Source organism: Streptomyces sp. MMBL 11-1 (assembly GCF_028622875.1).
In the GTDB taxonomy this organism is placed as follows: Bacteria; Actinomycetota; Actinomycetes; order Streptomycetales; family Streptomycetaceae; genus Streptomyces.
Map to the genome: position 1 here is coordinate 2,415,884 of NZ_CP117709.1, position 21,205 is coordinate 2,437,088.

Genomic DNA, 21,205 nt, shown 5'->3' on the forward strand with positions numbered 1-21,205 from the left:
GTGTCGGGTGCCGTCGGAGCCATCACGGCCGGTGGGGCGTCTCGGGCTCACAGGCGTCGGACGCACCGGTCCCCGCCGGCACCGGGGTGCGGGCGGGGACCGGTGAGAACGGCGGGGGCGGCCCTCAGTGGTTGCGCGGGAAGCCGAGGTCGACGCCGGCGGGGGCGTCGGCCGGGTCGGGCCAGCGGGTGGTGACGACCTTGCCGCGCGTGTAGAAGTGCACGCCGTCGTTGCCGTAGATGTGGTGGTCGCCGAAGAGCGAGTCCTTCCAGCCGCCGAAGGAGTGGTAGCCCACGGGGACCGGGATCGGGACGTTGACGCCGACCATGCCGGCCTCGACCTCCAGCTGGAAGCGGCGTGCCGCGCCTCCGTCGCGGGTGAAGATCGCGGTGCCGTTGCCGAACGGCGAGGCGTTCATGAGGGCGACGCCGTCCTCGTACGTGTCGACGCGGAGGACGCACAGCACCGGGCCGAAGATCTCGTCCCGGTACGCGTCGGAGTCGGTGGAGACCTTGTCCAGGAGGGAGAGGCCGATCCAGTGGCCGTCCTCGAAGCCCTCGACCGTGTGGCCCGTGCCGTCCAGGACGACCTCCGCGCCCTGGGCGGCGGCGCCCGTGACGTAGGAGGCGACCTTGTCGCGGTGGGCGGCGGTGATCAGGGGGCCCATCTCGGAGGCGGGGTCGTTGCCGGGGCCGATCGTGATCTTCTCGGCACGCTCGCGGATCTTGGCGACCAGTTCGTCGCCGATCGCGCCGACCGCGACGACCGCGGAGATCGCCATGCAGCGCTCACCTGCGGAGCCGTACGCCGCGGAGACCGCCGCGTCGGCGGCAGCGTCCAGGTCGGCGTCCGGGAGGACGAGCATGTGGTTCTTCGCGCCGCCGAGGGCCTGGACGCGCTTGCCGTTGGCGGAGGCGGTGGCGTGGATGTGGCGGGCGATGGGGGTGGAGCCGACGAAAGAGACGGCGGCCACGTCGGGGTGGTTGAGCAGGCCGTCGACGGCGACCTTGTCGCCGTGCAGGACGTTGAGGACACCGTCCGGAAGACCGGCCTCGGAGGCCAGCTCGGCCAGCAGGTTGGCGGCCGAGGGGTCCTTCTCGCTGGGCTTCAGCACGAACGTGTTGCCGCAGGCGATGGCCAGCGGGAACATCCACATCGGCACCATGGCCGGGAAGTTGAACGGCGTGATGCCCGCGACGACGCCCAGGGACTGGCGGATCGAGGAGACGTCGACCCGGTTGGACACCTGGGTGGACAGCTCGCCCTTGAGCTGGGTGGTGATCCCGCACGCCAGCTCGACGATCTCCAGACCCCGGGCGACCTCGCCGAGCGCGTCGGAGTGCACCTTGCCGTGCTCGGCGGTGATCAGCGCGGCGATGTCGTCGCGGTGGGCGTCGAGCAGCGCGCGGTAACGGAAGAGGACGGTGGTGCGCTGGGCGAGCGAGGAGGTGCCCCACGTCGCGTACGCGGCCTTCGCCGCCGCCACGGCCGCGTCGACCTCCTCCACGGAGGCGAGCGCGACCTGCGTGGTGACGGCGCCGGTGGCCGGGTCCGTGACGGGACCGTACTGGCCCGACGTGCCCTCCACGGTCTTGCCGCCGATCCAGTGGTTGACGGTCTTCGTCATGACGTACTCCTTCAGGCTTCCGGCCGCTCGGGCGGGTGCACGTGGCTTCGAGCGGGTTCAGGCGGGCTTCACAGATGGCGGCGTCGGGCGGCGACCTGCCGGTCGTACTCCTCCCGGGCCTTGACCGCCGCCGGTCGGCTCGCGGTCTCGGCTACCGGAACATCCCACCACGCCTGTGCCGGAGGGGGGCCCGACACTGTGTCGGGCGTTTCGGTCTCGACGTAGACACAAGTGGGGCCCTCCGCGTCCCGGGCCTCGAAGAGCGCTTCGCGCAGGTCGTCGACGGTGGTGGCGCGCAGGACGCGCATGCCGAGGGAGGCCGCGTTGGCCGCCAGGTCGACGGGGAGCGGCGGGCCGGTGAAGCCGCCGTCGGCGTCCCGGTGGCGGTAGGCGGTGCCGAAGCGTTCGGCGCCGACCGACTCGGAGAGGCCGCCGATGGAGGCGTACCCGTGGTTCTGGAGGATCAGCAGCTTCAGCGGCAGGTTCTCCTGGACGGCGGTGACGATCTCGGTGGGGTTCATCAAGTACGTGCCGTCGCCGACGAGCGCCCAGACGGGGCGGCGCGGCCGGTCCGGGCCGGGCCGGGCTCCGTCGGCGAGCAGGACGCCGATCGCGGCCGGGATCTCGTAGCCCATGCAGGAGTAGCCGTACTCGACGTGGTACTGGTCGCGGGAGCGGGTGCGCCAGAGCTTGTGGAGGTCGCCGGGGAGGGAGCCGGCTGCGTTGATGAGGATGTCGTCCTCGGTGACCAGGGCGTCCAGCAGGCCGAGGACCTGGGTCTGGGTGGGGCGCCCGGTGGGGTCGGGGGTGGCGAAGGATGCCTCGACCCGTGCCTCCCACGCTTCCTTCGCGCCGGTGTACTCCGTCTCGTACGCCGGGTCGACCCGGTAGCCGCGTCCGGCGAGCGCCGCCGTGAGCGCCTCAAGCCCCGCGCGGGCGTCCGCGACCAGCGGAAGGGCGGCCAGTTTGTGGGCGTCGAAGCCGCTGATGTTGAGGTGGAGGAAGCGGACGGCGGGATCGGCGAAGAGCGTGCCGGAGGCGGTGGTGAAGTCGGAGAAGCGGGTGCCGATACCGATCACCAGGTCGGCGGTGCGGGCCAGTTCGTCGGCGGTGGCGGTGCCGGTGTGGCCGATGCCGCCGACGTCGGCCGGGTGGTCGTGGCGGAGCGCGCCCTTGCCCGCCTGGGTGGAGGCGACCGGGATGCGGGTCGCGGCGGTGAACGCGGCGAGCGTCTCCTCGGCGGCGCTGTGCCGGACCCCGCCACCGGCGACGATCAGGGGGCGGCGGGCGGAACGCACCGCGCGTACCGCGGCTTCCAGTTCGTGGGCGTCGGGGCCGGGCCGGCGGACGTGCCAGTCGCGCTCGGCGAAGAACTCCTGCGGCCAGTCGTACGCCTCCGCCTGCACGTCCTGCGGCAACGCGAGCGTGACGGCCCCGGTCTCGGCGGGGTCGGCGAGGACCCGCATCGCCTGGAGGGCCGCCGGAATCAGCGCCTCCGGCCGGGTGATCCGGTCGAAGTAGCGCGAGACCGGGCGCAGGCAGTCGTTGACCGAGACATCACCCGCGTACGGCACTTCGAGCTGTTGCAGTACGGGGTCGGCGGGCCGGGTCGCGAAGGTGTCGCCGGGCAGGAGGAGGACGGGCAGGCGGTTGATCGTCGCGAGGGCCGCCCCGGTGACGAGGTTGGTGGCCCCCGGGCCGATGGACGTGGTCACCGCGTGCGCGGAGAGCCGCCCCGACTGGCGGGCGTACCCGACGGCCGCGTGCACCATGGCCTGTTCGTTGCGGCCCTGGAGGTAGGGCATGCGGTGCGCGGACCCGTTCCCGCCGCTGCCGCCGCCCGCCTCGACGAGTGCCTGGCCGATGCCGGCGACGTTGCCGTGTCCGAAGATGCCCCAGGTGGCGCTGATGAGCCGCTGACGGCGGCCGTCGCGCTCGGTGTACTGCCGGGCCAGGAAGGCGACCAGGGCCTGAGCGGTGGTCAGCCGGCGGGTCGGACCGTGGGGGGCCGCGGGACTGGTGGGGCCGGCGGGACTCGTCGGGCTCAAGGCGTTACCTCCGGGCCGGGCGCCGGATGCGCCGTGTACAGCGGGAGTCTGGCGTCGATCGGCTCCTCCCGCCAGGTGTCGCGGATCCATCGGTGGTCGGGATGGTCGCGGATCAGCCAGGCGCGCTCCTCCCCCGGCCCGGCCATCACGTTCAGGTAGTACAGCGTCCGGCCGGGCGGGGCGATGGACGGACCGTGCCAGCCGTCGGGGATGAGCACGGTGTCGCCGCCGCGCACTTCGGCGAGGACGTCCGTACCGCCGTCGCGCGAGGGGGAGACCCGGTGGTAGCCGATCCCGCCGTCCGCCACCTCGAAGTAGTAGATCTCCTCCAGTTCGCACTCCTCGCCCGGCACGTGCTCGTCGTGCTTGTGGGGCGGGTACGAGGACCAGTTGCCGCCGGGGGTGAGCACCTCGACGGCGATCAGCCGGTCGCAGTCGAAGGTGTCGGCGGCGGCGAAATTGTTCACCTGGCGCGAGCAGGTCCCGGAGCCGCGCAGCTCGACGGGTACCTCCGGCGCGGGGCCGTAGCGAGCGGGGAGTCGTCGCTCGCACTTCGCTCCTGCCAGGGCGAAGCGGCCACCTGCGCCGGAGGCGATCTGTGCGTGGGAGTCGCGCGGAACGTAGGCGAAGTCGGAGACCCCGCTGAACACGCTCTCCCGGCCCAGCAGTTCAAAGGTCTCGCCTGCCGTACGCACCGTACAGGCACCGGCCAACGGCAGGACGATCCATTCACTGCCGCCGGTGTCGAGCGTGTGAACACCGCCCGGTGCCAGCTCCAGCACCCGCAGTGCCGAACGGTCCCAGCCGGCCCGCTCGGGATCGATGTCAACGGCGTACGCCCCGCGCGCGGCGCTGCCGGCCGGCAGGTGGTTCGGGTGGTCCCGCTCCGGCGGGTGATGCGTCGTCATGGCCCTTCCCTACCCGTCCCGAGCAGCGATACGGCGGTGTCGACGGCACACGTCACGTCCCCGTCGACCGGGTAGAGCAACGAGCGCCCCACGACCAGCCCCCGCACGGTGGGCAGCCGCAGCGCGTCCCGCCATTTCCCGTACGCGGCGTCCTGGTCGTCGCCGACCTCGCCGCCGAGCAGGACGGCGGGCAGGGTGGAGGCCTCCATCGCCCGGGCCATGGCGTCGGGGTCGTCGGTGACGGGGACCTTCAGCCAGGTGTACGCGGACGTACCGGCGAGGCCCGACGCGATGGCGATGGAGGTCGCCACGGCGGCGGCGCCAAGATCGTTGCGGAGGCGGCCGTCGACGCGTCGGCAGAGGAACGGTTCGACGAAGACGGGCAGCCGGTGTGCCGCCATCGCGTCGACGGTCCGGGCGGCGGTGTGCAGGGTCTCCAGCGAACCGGGGTCGTCGTGGTCGATGCGCAGCAGCAGCTTCCCCGCGTCGAACCCGTGGCGGACCAGGTCGTCCGGGCGGTAGCCGGTGAACCGGTCGTCGAGCTCGAACGCGGCGCCGGCCAGCCCGCCGCGGTTCATCGAGCCCATCACGACCTTGTCCTCCAGCGCGCCCAGCAGGAGGAGGTCGTCCAGGACGTCGGCGGAGGCGAGCACTCCGTCGACCCCGGGGCGGGAGAGGGCGAGGCAGAGCCGTTCCAGCAGCTCGAAACGGTTGGCCATGGCGAGGGTCCGGTCCCCCACGGCGAGCGCGCCGCGCGCGGGGTGGTCCGCCGCGATGACCATCAACCGGTCTCCGGGGTGCCGGATCAGCCGTCGCCGCTTCCGTCGCGCGGCGGCCTCGGCGACGGCTTCGGGTCGCTCGGCGCGCAGCCGCACGAGTTCGGAGAGGGAGGGCGCGAGAGGCGTCATGAACCCGCTCCGGCCGCAGGGTTCGCCGGACCGCCGGGGCCGACGCGAGCGGCTGGATCGGCCGGAGCGGCGGGAGCGGCAGGAACGGCTCCTCGGTCGGCGGGAACGGCCGGAGCGGCTGGAGCGGCTCGGTCGGCGGGAGCGGCTCCGTCGCCCGGAGCGTGCGGACCGGCGGCAGCGGGAGGGGCGGCAGCGGCCGGAGCGGCCCGGTCGGCCGCCCCAGGGGTGTCGGCCGTGACGGCTCCGGCGGCCAGGGCCCCATCGACCTCGTCCGGGAACGGCATCGCCGACGAGCAGGCGAGCCGGGAGGCGACGATGGCGCCGGCCGCGTTCGCGTACCGCACGATGCGGTCCAGCGGCCACCCGGCGAGCAGTCCGTGGCAGAGCGCGCCCCCGAACGCGTCGCCCGCCCCGAGGCCGTTGACCACCTCCACCGGCAGGGGCGGGCAGTCGGCGGTGGTGCCGTCACGGTGGACGGCGAGCACGCCCTTCGGGCCCTGTTTGACGACCGCGAGCTCCACCCCGGCCGCGAGCAGGGCCCGGGCGGCGGCGTACGGTTCGCGTTCGCCGGTCGCGATCGCGCACTCGTCGATGTTGCCCACGGCGACCGTGACCTGGGCCAGCGCCTCGCGGTACCGCGCCGGAGCCTCGGTGCTGTCGTCGCCGCCGTCCCAGAACATGGGCCGCCAGTCGAGGTCGAAGACGGTCGCCGTACGCGGCGCGCCGGCGGGGCGGGAGCCGGCCTGGCGGGCGTCGCGCGCCGCGAGGGCGGCCAGGGTCGCGGAGCGGCTCGGCTCGGCGCTGAGTCCGGTGCCCGTCATCCAGAAGATCCGGGCGTCGCGCACCGCGTCCAGGTCGAGGTCCGGCGCGTGGATCTCCAGGTCGGGGGCCTTGGGCCGCCGGTAGAAGTAGAGCGGGAAGTCGTCCGGCGGGAAGATCTCGCAGAAGGTGACCGGGGTCGGATACTCCTCCACGGCCGTCGCCCAACGGGCGTCCACGCCGAACCGTTCCAGTTCCTGGTGGAGATACGCGCCGAAGGCGTCCTGTCCGGTCCGGGTGATCACGGCCGTCCGCCGCCCCAGCCGGGCCGCCGCCACCGCCACGTTCGTCGGGGAGCCGCCGAGGAACTTGCCGAACGTCTCGACCCGGGCGAGCGGTACCCCGACCTCCAGCGGGTAGAGGTCCACCCCGATCCGCCCCATGGTGATCACGTCGTACGGCTCAGGCATGCCCATCCCTTCGACCCACCGGTGGCCGGCTGGTCCCAGGTCTAGTCCCCTCCCGGGAGCCCTGTCAACATTTTGTCCGGACATTCGGACGAACCCTTGACACTCTTCCGCACGGGCCCCGAGGCTGGGCGTTATGACCCCCTCCGTCCGCTCCTCGGACCGCATCCGTATCGGCTCGGCCCCCGACTCCTGGGGTGTGTGGTTCCCCGACGACCCGCGGCAGGTGCCGTGGCAGCGCTTCCTCGACGAGGTGGCCGAGGCCGGGTACGCGTGGATCGAACTCGGCCCGTACGGCTATCTGCCCACCGACCCGTCCCGGCTGGCGGACGAGACCCGGGGCCGGGGGCTCACGGTCTCCGCCGGGACCGTGTTCACCGGATTGCACCACGGTCCGGAGGTCTGGGACCGGACGTGGGCGCATGTCGCGGACATCGCCGGGCTGACCCGGGCCATGGGCGCCGAACACCTGGTCGTCATCCCCTCCTTCTGGCGCGACGACAAGACGGGCGAGGTGCTGGAGGACCGGGTGCTCACCCCCGCGCAGTGGCGTGATCTGACCGCACAGACGGAGCGGCTGGGCCGGGAGGTCCGGGAGCGGTTCGGGCTGCGGATCGTCGTCCACCCGCACGCGGACACCCACATCGACACCGAGGAGAACGTCAACCGCTTCCTCGACGCCACCGATCCGGATCTCGTCTCGCTCTGCCTGGACACCGGGCACTACGCCTACTGCGGCGGCGACAGCGTCAAGCTCATCGAGACGTACGGGGAACGCATCGGCTACCTCCATCTCAAGCAGGTCGATCCGGAGGTCCTGGCGACGGTGGTGGCGGACGAGGTGCCGTTCGGCCCGGCGGTGGCCAGGGGCGTGATGTGCGAGCCGCCCGGCGGGGTCCCCGCCCTGGAGCCGGTCCTGGACGCGGCACGGGCCCTGGACGTCGACCTGTTCGCGATCGTGGAGCAGGACATGTATCCGTGTCCGCCGGACAAGCCGTTGCCCATCGCCCGCCGCACCCGGGAGTTCCTCCGCTCCTGCGGAAGGCCCGGCGCCACGGACTGAGAGCGCCGTGTCCCTCCGTGGCCCCGGGCCCCTCCCGGCCGCGCGGGGTCAGACTCCCGTGCGCCCGTCGACGCGTTCGCGGACCAGGTCGGCATGGCCGCAGTGCCGGGCGTACTCGCCGATCATGTGGGTGTAGATCCACCGGAGCGTGACCTGCGCGCCCATGAACGGGCTGGTGTCGTCGAGCGCCCGGACCGCGCAGTTCTGCCGGGCCCTTGCCACCTCGCCCTCCCATCGCGCGAGCGCCTGCCCGTAGGTGGAGTCCTCGGCGAGATCCCAGCCGCCGTCACGGCCCTCGGCTCCGTCCCCGCCGCCGGCCGGAGGGGCGAAGAGCGGCGGGGCGTCCTCCTGCGCGAGCACGCGGCGGAACCAGTTCCGCTCGACCTCCGCCAGGTGCTGGAGCAGTCCGAGCAGGGTGATCGGCGAGGGTGTCGCGGACGCCTCGCGCAGGTCCTCATCGGACAGGTCCGCGCACTTCTGGGCGAGGGTGGCGCGGTAGAAGTCGAGCCAGCTCTCCAGAGAGGTGCGTTCGTCGGCGACCAGCGGGGGCATCGGGCGTTCGGAAGTGCTCATGGTCTCCATCGTGGCAGCCGGGTCGGACAACGCCCGTGCCCCGCATCACCGGACCCGGTTCATCCCTTCTGCCACAGCGGTAACCGTTTCGGCACACATATCTCGGTTACGTGGGATTTCTGTCACAGTCGGTCGACAGCCCCAGGTCGCCTGCCGTCCGGGGTCGTTCAACCGAGCACAGGCTGAGTGATCGTCCGCCTGTGCTCCGGAGCGCAGCGGAGCAGCGAAGCGCTGAGAGGTGTCACTGATGACTGACGGAACGCTCTGGTCCTACAAGGACATCGCCGCGCACATCCAGGTCCAGCCGGACACCGTCCGCTCCTATCGCAAGCACGGGCTCCTGCCCCCGCCCGACCGGGTGGAGAACGGGAAGCCGTACTGGTACGGAGACACCGTCCGCGCCTGGGTCGCCTCCCGCCCCCGCAACCGGGGCCGCTGACCCCTCCGCGCACCACCAGCCCCGCCCGCACGGCCCGGGCCCGTCATTTCCGGGCGGGCGCCCGGAAGAGGGCCGTCCAGAGGAACGACTCCCCGAAGAGCGGGGCTTGGGGCCCCTCGTCGTTCATACGGCGCAGCTCGATCTCCGTCAGGCCGGAGAAGATCTGCCGCAGCGCCTCGGGCGAGTAGGCGAGTCCGCCCTGCAGACCGCCCGTCCGGTAGAGCTCGGCGTCCGGCAGCTCCGAACCCATCCCGCCCTCCCCGGCGGCGAAGCAGGTGAGCGCGAAGTGGCCGCCTGGTGCGAGGCAGCGCTCCAGCAGGGCGAGATAGCTGATACGCCGGTGGGGCGGCAGGTGGTGGAAGCAGCCGGAGTCGTAGATCAGGTCGTAGGGGCCGGCCAGGGCGGCCCCCGGCGCCGTCAGGGCGAACGCGTCACCGTGGTGGAACCGGATGTCGCGGACCCCCGCCCCCTCGGCCCGCTCCCGGGCCCAGGCGAGCGCACCCGGGGAGAGGTCGACCGCGTCGACGTCGAAGCCGAGCGAGGCCAGGTGCAGGGCGTTACGGCCGGGTCCGCAGCCGAGTTCGAGCGCTTTGCCCGGGGCGATCAGCCCGTGTCGGAGATACGCGTCGAGGTTCTCGTCGGGCTTGTCCACGAAGAACGGCACCGGCTTCGAACGGTCCGCGTAGAAGTCGTCCCACCAGGACGCCCCGCCCGCCGTCCACCGGTCCGCTCCTGGGGCGAACAGCCCGTCCATCAGCGCCAGCACATCGTCCGTCGTGGTCACGTTCCGGTCCATCCGGGCCCCCTTTTCCGATGGGGTAATTTTAGGCAATACGAGCACGAAATCCCAGGTCAGCGACCTTTCGCCGATGCCGCCGGTCAGCTTGTGACGCCTTCCGGGGCGGGCCGGGGGGCCATGCCCCGACTTCCACCCGTTCGGTGTCCGGCAGGCCCGCCAGGGCCCGCTCCGGGGGTGTTTCCGGCCTCCCCGAGGGCTGTTTCCGAACGGCTTTCCCGCCCTGACGAGCTCGTGCGTGGTTGGCGGTAGCGCCCCGGGGACGCCTGTCAGCGTCCCGCAGGTTCGGCGAGCTTCGCCGCATCCGACCCGGCGGCGGCATCCGCCCTGGGCTCCGCCACCACCGGCGCGCCCCGGTCGCCCGGAGCCTCCGGAGCGGCGGCGCCGGCCGGGGCGGTGTCCCCTTCGCTGAGGCCGAACCTGCGGTGGAATGCGCGCAGGGGCGCGGGGGCCCACCAGGTGGAGCGGCCCATCAGCTTCATCACCGCCGGGACCAGCAGACCGCGCACCACCATGGCGTCCATCAGGACGGCGAGGGCGATGCCGAGGCCCAGCATCTTGGTGTTGGTGACCCGGGAGGTGCCGATGGCCACCATCACGACCGCGAGGATCACAGCGGCGGCGGTGATCAGTCCGCCGGTGTGCCGGAGCCCGAAGGTGACGGAGTGCTCGTGGTCGCCCGTGCGGTCGTGCTCCTCCTTGATCCGGGATATCAGGAAGACCCCGTAGTCCATGGAGAGTCCGAAGGCGACGCAGAACATCAGGACGGGCAGCGTGGTCTCGATGTCGCCCGTGCTGGTGAAGGCGAGCAGCCCGGAGAGATTCCCGTCCTGGAAGACCCAGACCACCGCTCCGAACATCGCGGTCAGGCTGAGGGCGTTGAGCACGACCGCCTGGAGCGGGATGAGCACACTGCCGGTGAGCAGGAATACCAGGAGCAGGGTGACCACCACGATGATCGCCACCGCCCAGGGCAGCCGGTCGGCTATGGCTCCCTTGGAGTCGACGAGGACTGCCGCCGCGCCCGTCACCGAGGTGTCCAGGGAGGGGGCGGCGGGCACAGCCCTCAGATCCCGTACGAGCTGCTGGGTCTCCTCGCCGACGGCTTCCCCCTCGGGCAGCACGCTGTAGTAGGCGACGGAGTCCCCGGTGACCGGGCCGTCGACCCGCAGGACGCCGGGGAGCTGCTCGATCCGGCTTTTCAGGGTCGCGTACTCGGCGGGGGACCCCTGGCCCTCGGCCAGCACCTCCAGGCCACCGCCGGGGCTGCCGGGGAACCCGTCGCGGATGTGTTCCTGGACCACCCGGGACTGCGCCGAGGCCGGCAGCTGACGGGCGTCCGCCGTGCCGAACTCGACGCCCAGGAAGGGCAGTCCGAGCAGCAGGAGCCCGACGGTGGTGACGACGGCGAAGACGGGTGCCCTGCGCATCACCAGCGCGGCCAGCCGCGCCCATCCCCGGCCGGGCGGTGTGACGGCACCGCCGGCGGCGGGCGCCTTCTTCCGGCGGAACACCCGGCGCAGGTCCAGCGCGTTGATCCGGTGGCCGAGCAGCACGAGGGCCGCGGGCAGCAGGATCAGCGCGGCGGCCGCGGCCAGGAGGACCACGGCGATCCCCGCGTAGGCGAAGGACCGCAGGAAGTACTGCGGGAAGACGAGCATGGCCGACAGGGACACCGCCACGGTCAGCGCCGAGAACAGCACCGTACGCCCGGCGGTCCGCAGGGTCGTGCCCACCGCGGCCCGGGGGTCCGCGCCGCCTGCCAGCTCCTCGCGGAAGCGGCGGACGATGAACAGGGCGTAGTCGATGGCGAGTCCGAGGCCGAGCGCGGTGGTGAGGTTCATGGCGAAGACCGAGACGTCGGTGAACTCCGTCAGCCCCCGCAGGACCGCGTTGGTGCCGAGGATGGCGACGATGCCGACACCGAGCGGCAGCATCGCGGCGACGGCGCTGCCGAAGACCATGACCAGCAGGACGAGCGTCACCGGCAGGGCGATCAGCTCGGCCCGCAGCAGATCCTCCTGGATGATCGTCTGCATCTCGTGCTGCACCGCGGCGGGCCCGCCGAGGGAGACCGTCACCGGCCCCCGCTCCCCGGCGAAGGCGGGCGCTATCCGGTCGAGGGTCTCGCCCGCGGTCTTCTCGTCGCCCAGGATCCGGGCGGCGATGACCGCCTCGTGGCCGTCCTCGGAGCGAAGGGCGGGTGACGCGGTCTCCCAGTAGGACCCGATGCCCGAGATCCCCGGCTCCGCCCTCAGCCGCTCGACCAGGCGGGCGGCCTCGGCGGTCACCGCCGGGTCGTCGACGGTCACGGGACCACTGTCGACCAGGAGAAGCAGGTTGGGCTGGGACGCGGGGAACTCCCGCGCCAGCACCTCGGTCGCGTAGGTCGACTCGGCGTCGGGGGCCTGCCAGCCGCCGCTGCCCATCCGGTCCGCGACCCCGCTCCCCGCGAACACCGCGAGCGCGGTGATCACCAGCGCGGCCAGCAGCGCGAGCCGCGGCCGGGCGGTGACGAACCGGGTCCAGCCGCCGACCGGCGGCGGGGCGGAACGGTTGACTTCGGACATGGTGCGGTGTCCCCTTCACCGAGACCCGGGCGGCACAAGGCAGCATGGGTCGATCGTTGCCACTTACCGGCAAACACGAGTAGTCGCTCGCGTTTCACTAGAATGCGAGCGACCACTCGCGTTTGTCAACCGCATCACGAGAGCTGGGGATTGACCGTGTCGGAGGCCAAAGCCACCAAAGGCGCCGCGGCGGGCGGAGCGGACGGCGGACCCACCGCCGACGCGACCGACAGAGCGCCGGGCCCCAACCGTCCGCGCCGCCGTCAGGCCCGCGGCGAGGCCCGCATCGCCCAACTGCTCCAGGCCGCCGCCAGCGTCTTCTGCACCAGCGGCTACACCGCGTCGAGCACCAACGCCATCGCCCGCGAGGCAGGGGTGTCGCCGGGCACGCTCTACCAGTTCTTCCCGAACAAGGAGGCCATCGCCGTCGAGCTGGGCGAACAGCTGCTCAACCGCTGGCGGGACACCTACGGCGCCGCCTTCGCGCAGAGCCATATCGAGCTGCCGCTCGACCGCATGCTGGACGCCATCCTCGACCCGTTGATCGCCTTCAACTGCGAGAACCCGGCCTTCTCCGTCCTGATGCACGGCTCGGAGATCCCCGGCCGCATCACCGAGGAGCACGACACGCTGCACGCCACGATGCTGACCAGGGTCGAATCGGTGCTCGCCGGCTACCTCCCGGACGTACCGGCCGCCCAGGTCCACCGCATCGCCGACATGACCTTCATGCTCTTCAAGTCCGGCCTGGACCTGATCATGGCCCACGAGGGCGAGGAGCGCGCGGCCTACATCCAGGAGCTGAAGACGATCATGTTCCGCTACCTGGACCCCCTGGTCGGCGACGAGGCGCCGCACCGGGCCCCGCGCACGCCGTAAGCGACCACCGGACCGACACGCGGCACCGCCGAGTCGCATCGATACCCCCTAGGGGTATAGTATGAGAGTGACGGGACGCCGGGGAGCCCTCCGCGGCCCCCTGCGCCCCGCCACGCCGCCGAAACGTGTTCGCGAAGAGGAGAACGTCATGACCGCCGAGACCGAGACCCCCCAGGCCACCGGTTCCTGCTGCACGCCCACCGGTTCCTGCCACAACGGTGCGGCCGACGTGCAGATCGAGCAGCCCGGCCCGGTCACCACCGTCTACCAGGTCAAGGGCATGACCTGCGGCCACTGCGAGGGCTCCGTGTCGGAGGAGATCTCCGGGATCGCGGGCGTGACCTCGGTCGCCGCCGTCGCCGCCACCGGCCTGGTCACCGTCACGTCCGAGGCCCCGCTGGCCGAGGACGCCGTCCGTGCCGCCGTCGACGAGGCCGGGTACGAGCTCCTCGGCCCGGCCGCCTGAAGGCCGGTCCGCGGCAGCACCCCGCTGACCATCGGGCCGTACTCCACCCAGTCGATACTGGTGGGGTACGGCCCGATCTGCGTTTCTCAGGAGTTCCGGACATGGCCACCACAGCAGCGGGCGGTCTCCCGGCCGCCGACGCCTCCCACGCCGAGCTGGTGATCGGCGGGATGACCTGCGCCTCGTGCGCGGCCCGCGTCGAGAAGAAGCTGAACCGGATGGACGGCGTCACCGCCACGGTGAACTACGCGACCGAGAAGGCCCGCGTCACCTTCGGCGAGGGGCTGAAGCTGGGCGACCTGGTCGCCACGGTCGAGCGGACCGGCTACACGGCCCGACCCGTCGCACAGCCGGAACGGAAGGCACCGGCGGAAGCCGAGGCCCTCGCTCCCCCGGCCGCCGCCCCGGACACGCACGCCGACGAGGCACGCCGTACGGACACCGCCCCGGACACCGCCCCCGGCCCGGGCGTCGCGGCCGCCGCGGGCCCGGGCCCGGAGACCGCCCCGGACTCCGCCGCCCGGGACGCCTCGGCGGAGCAGGACGCCTCCGTCGGCGCGCTCCGGCAGCGCCTCGTCGTCTGCGCCGTGCTCGCCGCCCCCGTCGTCCTGCTCGCGATGGTCCCGGCCCTCCAGTTCGACTTCTGGCAGTGGCTGAGCCTCACCCTCGCCGCGCCCGTCGTCGTCTGGGGCGGGCTGCCCTTCCACCGCGCCGCCTGGACCAACCTCCGGCACGGCGCGGCCACGATGGACACACTGGTCTCGCTCGGCACGCTCGCCGCGTTCGGCTGGTCGCTGTGGGCCCTGTTCCTCGGCGGCGCGGGCATGCCCGGCATGCGCCACGGCTTCGACCTCACCGTCCCGCGCGCCGACGCCGGCTCGACGATCTACCTGGAGGTGGCGGCCGGGGTCATCACGTTCCTCCTGCTCGGCCGCTTCCTGGAGGCCCGCGCCAAGCGGAGGTCCGGGGCTGCGCTGCGGGCGCTGATGGACCTGGGAGCCAAGGACGTCGCGGTGCTCAGGGGCGGCAGGGAGGTCCGCGTCCCGGCGAACACGCTCGTCGTCGGTGATCGCTTCGCCGTGCGTCCCGGGGAGAAGATCGCGACGGACGGGACCGTGGTCGAGGGCTCCTCCGCCGTCGACGCCTCCATGCTGACGGGTGAGTCCGTGCCCGTCGAGGTCACCACCGGCGACTCCGTCACCGGAGCCACCCTCAACGCCGGAGGCCGCCTCGTCGTCGAAGCCACCCGCGTCGGCTCCGACACCCAGCTCGCCCGCATGGCCCGACTCGTCGAGGACGCCCAGAACGGCAAAGCCTCCGCCCAACGCCTCGCCGACCGCATCTCCGCCGTCTTCGTCCCCATCGTCATCGCCCTCGCCCTGGGCACCCTCGGCTTCTGGCTCGGCAACGACGCCGGACTCACCGCCGCCTTCACCGCCGCCGTCGCCGTCCTCATCATCGCCTGCCCCTGCGCCCTCGGCCTCGCCACACCCACCGCCCTCATGGTCGGCACCGGCCGCGGCGCCCAGCTCGGCATCCTCATCAAGGGCCCCGAAGTCCTGGAAACCACCCGCCGCGCCGACACCATCGTCCTCGACAAGACCGGCACCGTCACCACCGGCCGCATGACCCTCCAGACCACCCACACCACCCCCACCACCACCGAAACCGAAGCCCTCCGCCTCGCCGGAGCCCTGGAGAACGCCTCCGAACACCCCATCGCCCAAGCCGTCGCCACCGCCGCCGCCGACACCACCGGCCCCCTCCCCACCCCCGAGGACTTCCAGAACATCCCCGGACTCGGCGTCCAGGGCGTCGTCGAGGGCCACGCCGTCCTCGTCGGGCGCGAACAGCTCCTCGCCGACGCGGCGATCCCCCTCCCGCCCGCGCTGTCGGACGCCCTGGCGGAGGCCGGGGAGCACGGCCGTACGGCGGTCGTCGTGGCCTGGGACGGCGAGGCGCGGGGCGTGTTCGGGGTGGCGGACGCGGTCAAGGACAGCAGTGCGGCGGCCGTGAGCGAGCTGCGCGCCCTGGGGCTGAGGCCCGTGCTGCTGACCGGCGACAACCGGGCGGTGGCGGAGGCCGTGGCGCGCGAGGTGGGCATCGACGAGGTCCACGCGGAGGTGCTTCCCGAGGACAAGGTGGAGGTCGTGCGGCGCCTTCAGGCCGAGGGCCGGGTCGTCGCCATGGCCGGCGACGGGGTCAACGACGCCGCCGCCCTCGCCACGGCGGACCTGGGGCTGGCGATGGGAACCGGTACGGACGCCGCCATCGAGGCGAGCGACCTCACGCTGGTTCGTGGAGATCTCAAGGTGACCGCTGACGCAATCCGCCTCTCCAGGCGTACCCTGGCCACCATCAGGGGCAACCTCTTCTGGGCCTTCGGGTACAACGTCGCGGCCTTGCCCCTGGCTGCAAGTGGCCTGCTCAACCCGATGATCGCGGGAGCCGCCATGGCGTTTTCGTCCGTGTTCGTCGTCACGAACAGCCTACGGTTGCGTGCCTTCACGTAACTTCCACAAAGAGATGTAGATCACACCGGTTTCAGGGTAACCATCCGGTGGGTTCGTAGGTCTTAAGGTGCGAGCCAAGGATGTCTTGGGGGACGTCCGATGGAGTGTCTTGGGGGACGCTCCTGTGGCAAGCGTTGGCCGGGGCACGTGCACCGGGGAGCTTTGAGCGGCCCTCCCGTGCGTACGTACCCCGGCGGACCGCGGCACAACAGAACAACGGGAGCTTCGGCTCCCCTCAGACGCCCGGCCGGATCCCGTGGGGGGAATCCGCTCCGGGATATGGGAAACGCCCCGACCGTCGACCCGTGGGGGGATCGGCGGCGGGGCGTTTCTCGCTTTCCGGCCCGCTCACGCCCGCACAGGCCGGCTCACGCCCGCGCGAGCCGGCGCACGAGCCCCGTGAACGCCGAATCGCCCCGGACACCGCGCTCTGTGCGAAGCGCGGTACGCGGGGCGAAGGCAGTCGGCCGAAGAGGCCGGGCACTACGGGGGGTGCGGGATCCGGCGGTGCGGAATTCCGCGGTACGGGATCCAGCGGTGCGAGATCCGGCGGTGCGGGATCGCGCGGTACGAGGCCGGGGTCAGCGGCCTCGACACGAGGTCCTGGTCAGCGGCCCTCGGCCGGGACGAAGTCGCGCAGGACCTCGCCGGTGTAGATCTGACGCGGGCGGCCGATGCGGGAACCCGGCTCCTTGATCATCTCGTGCCACTGGGCGATCCAGCCGGGAAGGCGGCCGAGCGCGAAGAGCACGGTGAACATCTCGGTCGGGAAGCCCATGGCCCGGTAGATCAGACCGGTGTAGAAGTCCACGTTGGGGTAGAGGTTGCGCGAGACGAAGTAGTCGTCGGAGAGCGCGTGCTCCTCCAGCTTGAGCGCGATGTCGAGCAGCTCGTCGGACTTGCCGAGCGCGGACAGCACGTCGTGTGCGGCAGCCTTGATGATCTTGGCGCGCGGGTCGAAGGACTTGTACACCCGGTGGCCGAAGCCCATCAGGCGGACGCCGTCCTCCTTGTTCTTCACCTTGCGGATGAAGGAGTCGACGTCGCCACCGTTGGCCTGGATGCCTTCCAGCATCTCCAGCACCGACTGGTTGGCGCCACCGTGCAGGGGGCCCCAGAGCGCCGAGATACCGGCGGAGATCGAGGCGAACATGTTCGCCTGCGAGGAGCCGACCAGACGCACGGTGGAGGTCGAACAGTTCTGCTCGTGGTCCGCGTGCAGGATGAGCAGCTTGTCCAGCGCCGAGACGACGACCGGGTCCAGCTCGTACTCCTGGGCGGGGACCGAGAAGGTCATCCGCAGGAAGTTCTCGACGTACCCGAGGTCGTTGCGCGGGTAGACGAAGGGGTGCCCGATCGACTTCTTGTAGGCGTACGCCGCGATCGTCGGGAGCTTCGCCAGGAGGCGGATCGTCGAGAGGTGACGCTGCTGCTCGTCGAACGGGTTGTGGCTGTCCTGGTAGAACGTGGACAGCGCGCTGACGACCGAGGACAGCATGGCCATCGGGTGGGCGTCGCGCGGGAAGCCGTCGAAGAACCGCTTGACGTCCTCGTGCAGCAGCGTGTGCTGGGTGATCTCGTTCTTGAAGGCCGCCAGCTCGTCGACCTTCGGCAGATCGCCGTTGATCAGCGTGTACGCGACCTCGAGGAACGACGAGCGCTCGGCGAGCTGCTCGATCGGGTATCCGCGGTAGCGCAGAATGCCCTGCTCACCGTCGAGGTACGTGACGGCGGATTTATAGGCGGCGGTGTTGCCGTATCCGCTGTCCAGCGTCACCAGGCCGGTATTGGCCCGGAGCTTCCCGATGTCGAAGCCCTTGTCGCCGACGGTGCTGTCGATCACCGGGTAGGTGTACTCGTCATCGCCGTACCGCAGTACGACAGCGTTGTTGGTGTGCTCGCTCACGTCATCCCTCACCGACGTAGTGCCTCTTCTTCGAGGTGCCCTGACTGTCTTCCACCCTCCCCCATTCGGCTCAGGAGAGTGCACTCGGGGTCGTCCATTGGACTCATTGGCGGCACTGAGTGCCGCCAACTTACTCATCCTGCCCCCTGGGCTACGGTTCCGGAAGACCCGCGTGATGTTTCCCACCGATTTGATCGATCATTTTCGTCCAGGGGTCTCATGAAGTCTTCTCCCGAGCCGCCCCGGAGCCGGAAATCCAGCGCCGTACAGCGTCTGCCTGCGGAAACCGTGCGGACCGCCTGGCCGATCGCCTTCCGGGACCCGACCAGGACGACGAGCTTCTTGGCCCTCGTCACGGCCGTGTAGAGCAGATTGCGCTGGAGCATCATCCAGGCGCTGGTGGTGACGGGGATGACGACGGCCGGATACTCGCTGCCCTGGGAGCGGTGGATGGTCATGGCGTACGCGTGGGCCAGCTCGTCCAGCTCGTCGAAGTCGTAGCCGATCTCCTCGTCCTCGTCGGTGTGGACGGTGAGCTTCTGTTCGTCCACGTCCAGGCCGGTGACGACGCCGACCGTGCCGTTGAAGACGCCGTTCTCGCCCTTGTCGTAGTTGTTCCGGATCTGGGTGACCTTGTCACCGACCCGGAAGACCCGGCCGCCGAACCGCTTCTCGGGGAGGTCGGGACGGCCCGGGGTGATGGCCTGCTGGAGCAGTCCGTTCAGGTGCCCCGCACCGGCGGGCCCCCGGTGCATCGGGGCGAGCACCTGCACGTCACGGCGTGGATCGAGGCCGAACTTGGCCGGAATGCGACGGGCCGCCACATCGACGGCGAGCTTGCCCGCGTCCTCCGTCTCGTCCTCCACGAAGAGGAAGAAGTCGTCCAGCCCTTCCGTGAGCGGCGGCTGCCCGGCGTTGATCCGGTGGGCGTTCGTCACGACGCCGGACTGCTGGGCCTGGCGGAAGATCCGGGTGAGCCGGACGGCGGGGACCGGGCCGCCCTCCGTGAGCAGGTCGCTCAGCACCTCCCCCGCGCCGACGGAGGGCAGTTGGTCGACGTCACCCACGAGAAGGAGGTGGGCACCGGGTGCCACCGCCTTCACGAGCTTGTTGGCGAGCAGCAGATCGAGCATCGACGCCTCGTCCACGACGACCAGATCCGCGTCCAGCGGGCGGTCCCGGTCGTAGGCCGCGTCCCCGCCCGGCTTCAGCTCCAGGAGCCGGTGCACGGTGGACGCCTCGGCCCCGGCCAGCTCGGCGAGCCGCTTGGCGGCCCGGCCGGTGGGCGCGGCCAGCACGACCTTGGCCCGCTTCGCCCGGGCCAGCTCGACGATGGACCGTACGGTGAACGACTTCCCGCAGCCGGGGCCGCCGGTCAGGACGGCCACCTTCCGGCTGAGCGCGAGCCGTACGGCCTGCTCCTGCTCGGGCGCGAGAACAGCCCCCGTACGGGTGGCGAGCCAGGCCAGGGCCTTCTCCCAGTCCACGTCCCTGAAGGCGGGCAGCCGGTCCTCGGCGGTGTTCAGCAGGCGGCGCACCTGCCCGGCCAGGGACAGCTCGGCCCGGTGGAAGGGGACGAGGTAGACCGCCGTGACCGGCTCGCCGCCCTCGGGGGACGGCACCTTCTCCCGTACGACGCCCTCCGGGTCGGCGGCCAGCTCGGCCAGGCACTCGATGACCAGCCCGGTGTCGACCTGGAGCAGCTTGACGCCGTCCGCGATGAGCCGCTCCTCGGGGAGGTAGCAGTGCCCCTGGTCGGAGGACTGGGACAGGGCGTACTGGAGGCCGGCCTTGACCCGCTCGGGGCTGTCGTGCGGAATGCCGACGGCCTGGGCGATCTTGTCGGCGGTGAGGAAGCCGATGCCCCAGACGTCGGCGGCCAGCCGGTAGGGCTGGTTCTTCACGACGGAGATCGAGGCGTCCTCGTACTTCTTGTAGATGCGGACGGCGATGGAGGTGGAGACGCCGACGCCCTGGAGGAAGACCATGACCTCCTTGATCGCCTTCTGCTCCTCCCAGGCGGCCGCGATCATCTTCGTGCGTTTGGGGCCGAGGCCGGGGACCTCGACGAGGCGCTTCGGCTCCTGCTCGATGATGTCGAGGGTGTCGACGCCGAAGTGGGTGGTGATCCGGTCGGCCATCACCGGCCCGATCCCCTTGATCAGCCCGGAGCCGAGGTAGCGGCGGATGCCTTGGATGGTGGCGGGCAGCACGGTGGTGTAGTTCTCCACGGTGAACTGCTTGCCGTACTGGGAGTGCGAGCCCCAACGGCCCTCCATCCGCAGCGATTCGCCGACCTGCGCGCCGAGCAGCGCGCCGACGACGGTGAGGAGGTCCCCGGCTCCGCGTCCGGTGTCGACGCGGGCGACCGTGTACCCGTTCTCCTCGTTGGCGTAGGTGATCCGCTCCAGGACACCCTCGAGGACGGCCATGTTGGACATGGTCCGACGCTACCGGGTGGCGCTGACAGCGCGGTTCGCGGCCGGGGCTCGGCCTGGCGCCCCTCCGTCCGGTACGGGTACGTCGCCGAGGGGCGTCAGTGCCGGATGCGACGATGCGGGCATGAGCACATGCCAGGACTGGTCCCTTGTTCCCCCGCCCGGCCGCATCGTCGCGGGCCTCGCCTTCACCATGGCGCTCCACGCCGTGGCGGGGCTCACGCCGCGGCACGCCCCCGAGCCGGAGAGGGTCGCGTACGACGACGGCGGAGGCAGCACCTTTGTGCTGGACCTCGGCGGGGCCTCGCCCGTACTGGTGGTGGACGACCACGACGAGCGCGACGCCCCGATGAGCCGCAAGGACGTCACCTCGGCCCTCGGACTGGCAGACCTGCCGGGCCACCTCGCCCAGGAGGACCGGACGTTCAGCGGCGCGGCCCGGTGGGACGGCCGGTCCTGGACGCCCGACCTCGGCGTGCCGGGCCAGGTGGTCGCCAATCTCGTCGACCGACCGCACCTTCTGGGCGAGGCCGGCATTGTGCTGGCCGATGTCGCTGAGGGAGAAGCCGACCGCGCCGCGCTGGCCGTCCTCCTGGACGCGGTCAGCGCGGGCGCCTGGACCCTGAGCGCCGTCGAGGCGGCCCTGCGCCTCACCCCGAACGAGGAGGACGAGGAGCTGGAGGCCGAGCCGGACGTGGGCGCCGCCGCCGAGACTCTGGAGCTGTACCGGCCGGTGCTGCGGCGGGCTTCTCAGGAGGGGTGAGCACCGACCGCGCATGCCCGGCTTCCGGCCGCTTCAGGCCCAGCCACAGCGGTGGAGACCAGGACGGGCACCCCGTGACCGG

The 21,205-nt window shown here is 71.8% G+C and carries 15 protein-coding genes and 1 pseudogene; 6 read left to right on the forward strand and 10 right to left on the reverse strand.

The window, feature by feature from the left end:
* Positions 1–124: 124 nt before the first annotated feature.
* The 5 genes from PSQ21_RS10355 to iolC form a co-directional block, all read right to left on the reverse strand.
* Entirely contained in the window at positions 125–1,627 is a 1,503-nt protein-coding gene (locus PSQ21_RS10355; protein ID WP_274030154.1) for a CoA-acylating methylmalonate-semialdehyde dehydrogenase, read from the reverse strand.
* Between the two features lie 68 nt (positions 1,628–1,695).
* Entirely contained in the window at positions 1,696–3,675 is a 1,980-nt protein-coding gene (gene iolD, locus PSQ21_RS10360; RefSeq protein ID WP_274030155.1) for a 3D-(3,5/4)-trihydroxycyclohexane-1,2-dione acylhydrolase (decyclizing), read from the reverse strand.
* Positions 3,672–4,583, reverse strand: a complete 912-nt coding sequence (gene iolB, locus PSQ21_RS10365) for a 5-deoxy-glucuronate isomerase (RefSeq protein ID WP_274030158.1) — start codon at positions 4,581–4,583, stop codon at positions 3,672–3,674. Before iolB ends, iolD begins: the two co-directional genes overlap by 4 nt.
* The gene (locus PSQ21_RS10370) at positions 4,580–5,491 is read right to left on the reverse strand and encodes a Cgl0159 family (beta/alpha)8-fold protein (RefSeq protein ID WP_274030160.1); all 912 of its coding nucleotides are present in this window, start codon (positions 5,489–5,491) and stop codon (positions 4,580–4,582) included. The genes iolB and PSQ21_RS10370 overlap by 4 nt, the downstream gene beginning before the upstream one ends.
* A complete protein-coding gene (gene iolC / locus PSQ21_RS10375; RefSeq protein WP_274030161.1) occupies positions 5,488–6,720 on the reverse strand; it encodes a 5-dehydro-2-deoxygluconokinase in 1,233 nt (410 codons plus the stop codon). Before iolC ends, PSQ21_RS10370 begins: the two co-directional genes overlap by 4 nt.
* Positions 6,721–6,853: 133 nt before the next feature.
* On the opposite strand from iolC, the gene PSQ21_RS10380 reads away from it, so the two are divergent.
* Positions 6,854–7,780 carry a sugar phosphate isomerase/epimerase family protein gene (locus PSQ21_RS10380; protein ID WP_274030163.1) on the forward strand — a complete coding sequence of 309 codons (927 nt, stop codon included), beginning with the start codon at positions 6,854–6,856 and terminating at the stop codon, positions 7,778–7,780.
* 48 nt (positions 7,781–7,828) lie between these two features.
* On the opposite strand, the gene PSQ21_RS10385 is transcribed toward PSQ21_RS10380, so the two are convergent.
* Complete coding sequence (locus PSQ21_RS10385) at positions 7,829–8,353, reverse strand: DinB family protein (protein WP_274030164.1); 525 nt, start codon at positions 8,351–8,353, stop codon at positions 7,829–7,831.
* 247 nt (positions 8,354–8,600) lie between these two features.
* On the opposite strand from PSQ21_RS10385, the gene PSQ21_RS10390 reads away from it, so the two are divergent.
* On the forward strand, positions 8,601–8,792 hold the full coding sequence (locus PSQ21_RS10390) for a helix-turn-helix transcriptional regulator (protein WP_274030165.1): 192 nt from the start codon (positions 8,601–8,603) through the stop codon (positions 8,790–8,792).
* A 43-nt stretch (positions 8,793–8,835) separates the two neighbouring features.
* Here the strand turns inward: PSQ21_RS10390 and PSQ21_RS10395 are convergent, their stop codons facing one another.
* Positions 8,836–9,588, reverse strand: a complete 753-nt coding sequence (locus PSQ21_RS10395) for a class I SAM-dependent methyltransferase (protein WP_274030167.1) — start codon at positions 9,586–9,588, stop codon at positions 8,836–8,838.
* Positions 9,589–9,857: 269 nt separating this feature from the next.
* Positions 9,858–12,158, reverse strand: coding sequence for an MMPL family transporter (locus PSQ21_RS10400; RefSeq protein ID WP_274030169.1), 2,301 nt, complete (start codon positions 12,156–12,158; stop codon positions 9,858–9,860).
* 156 nt (positions 12,159–12,314) lie between these two features.
* On the opposite strand from PSQ21_RS10400, the gene PSQ21_RS10405 reads away from it, so the two are divergent.
* The 3 genes from PSQ21_RS10405 (at position 12,315) to PSQ21_RS10415 (ending at position 16,016) form a co-directional block, all read left to right on the forward strand.
* Positions 12,315–13,037, forward strand: a complete 723-nt coding sequence (locus PSQ21_RS10405) for a TetR/AcrR family transcriptional regulator (protein WP_274030171.1) — start codon at positions 12,315–12,317, stop codon at positions 13,035–13,037.
* A gap of 148 nt (positions 13,038–13,185) precedes the next feature.
* Positions 13,186–13,503, forward strand: a complete 318-nt coding sequence (locus PSQ21_RS10410) for a heavy-metal-associated domain-containing protein (RefSeq protein WP_274030173.1) — start codon at positions 13,186–13,188, stop codon at positions 13,501–13,503.
* Between the two features lie 101 nt (positions 13,504–13,604).
* On the forward strand, positions 13,605–16,016 hold the full coding sequence (locus PSQ21_RS10415; RefSeq protein ID WP_274030175.1) for a heavy metal translocating P-type ATPase: 2,412 nt from the start codon (positions 13,605–13,607) through the stop codon (positions 16,014–16,016).
* A gap of 607 nt (positions 16,017–16,623) precedes the next feature.
* Here PSQ21_RS10415 and PSQ21_RS10420 read toward each other — a convergent pair.
* Both PSQ21_RS10420 and recD2 read right to left on the reverse strand, forming a co-directional pair.
* A complete protein-coding gene (locus tag PSQ21_RS10420; protein WP_274030177.1) occupies positions 16,624–17,922 on the reverse strand; it encodes a citrate synthase in 1,299 nt (432 codons plus the stop codon).
* Positions 17,923–18,073: 151 nt separating this feature from the next.
* Positions 18,074–20,363 (reverse strand): annotated as a pseudogene (gene recD2, locus PSQ21_RS10425) (SF1B family DNA helicase RecD2).
* Positions 20,364–20,484: 121 nt separating this feature from the next.
* Here recD2 and PSQ21_RS10430 point away from each other — a divergent pair.
* Positions 20,485–21,123, forward strand: coding sequence for a hypothetical protein (locus PSQ21_RS10430; protein WP_274030180.1), 639 nt, complete (start codon positions 20,485–20,487; stop codon positions 21,121–21,123).
* Positions 21,124–21,205: the final 82 nt, after the last annotated feature.

What these genes read in the sequence shown, in the direction of transcription:
- PSQ21_RS10385 (WP_274030164.1), bottom strand. Translation starts at nt 8,353, where the DNA reads ATGAGCACTTCCGAACGCCCGATGCCCCCGCTGGTCGCCGACGAACGC.
- PSQ21_RS10430 (WP_274030180.1), top strand. Translation starts at nt 20,485, where the DNA reads ATGAGCACATGCCAGGACTGGTCCCTTGTTCCCCCGCCCGGCCGCATC.
- PSQ21_RS10400 (WP_274030169.1), bottom strand. Translation starts at nt 12,158, where the DNA reads ATGTCCGAAGTCAACCGTTCCGCCCCGCCGCCGGTCGGCGGCTGGACC.
- PSQ21_RS10355 (WP_274030154.1), bottom strand. Translation starts at nt 1,627, where the DNA reads ATGACGAAGACCGTCAACCACTGGATCGGCGGCAAGACCGTGGAGGGC.
- iolB (WP_274030158.1), bottom strand. Translation starts at nt 4,583, where the DNA reads ATGACGACGCATCACCCGCCGGAGCGGGACCACCCGAACCACCTGCCG.
- PSQ21_RS10380 (WP_274030163.1), top strand. Translation starts at nt 6,854, where the DNA reads ATGACCCCCTCCGTCCGCTCCTCGGACCGCATCCGTATCGGCTCGGCC.
- PSQ21_RS10390 (WP_274030165.1), top strand. Translation starts at nt 8,601, where the DNA reads ATGACTGACGGAACGCTCTGGTCCTACAAGGACATCGCCGCGCACATC.
- iolC (WP_274030161.1), bottom strand. Translation starts at nt 6,720, where the DNA reads ATGCCTGAGCCGTACGACGTGATCACCATGGGGCGGATCGGGGTGGAC.
- PSQ21_RS10415 (WP_274030175.1), top strand. Translation starts at nt 13,605, where the DNA reads ATGGCCACCACAGCAGCGGGCGGTCTCCCGGCCGCCGACGCCTCCCAC.
- PSQ21_RS10395 (WP_274030167.1), bottom strand. Translation starts at nt 9,588, where the DNA reads ATGGACCGGAACGTGACCACGACGGACGATGTGCTGGCGCTGATGGAC.
- PSQ21_RS10370 (WP_274030160.1), bottom strand. Translation starts at nt 5,491, where the DNA reads ATGACGCCTCTCGCGCCCTCCCTCTCCGAACTCGTGCGGCTGCGCGCC.
- PSQ21_RS10410 (WP_274030173.1), top strand. Translation starts at nt 13,186, where the DNA reads ATGACCGCCGAGACCGAGACCCCCCAGGCCACCGGTTCCTGCTGCACG.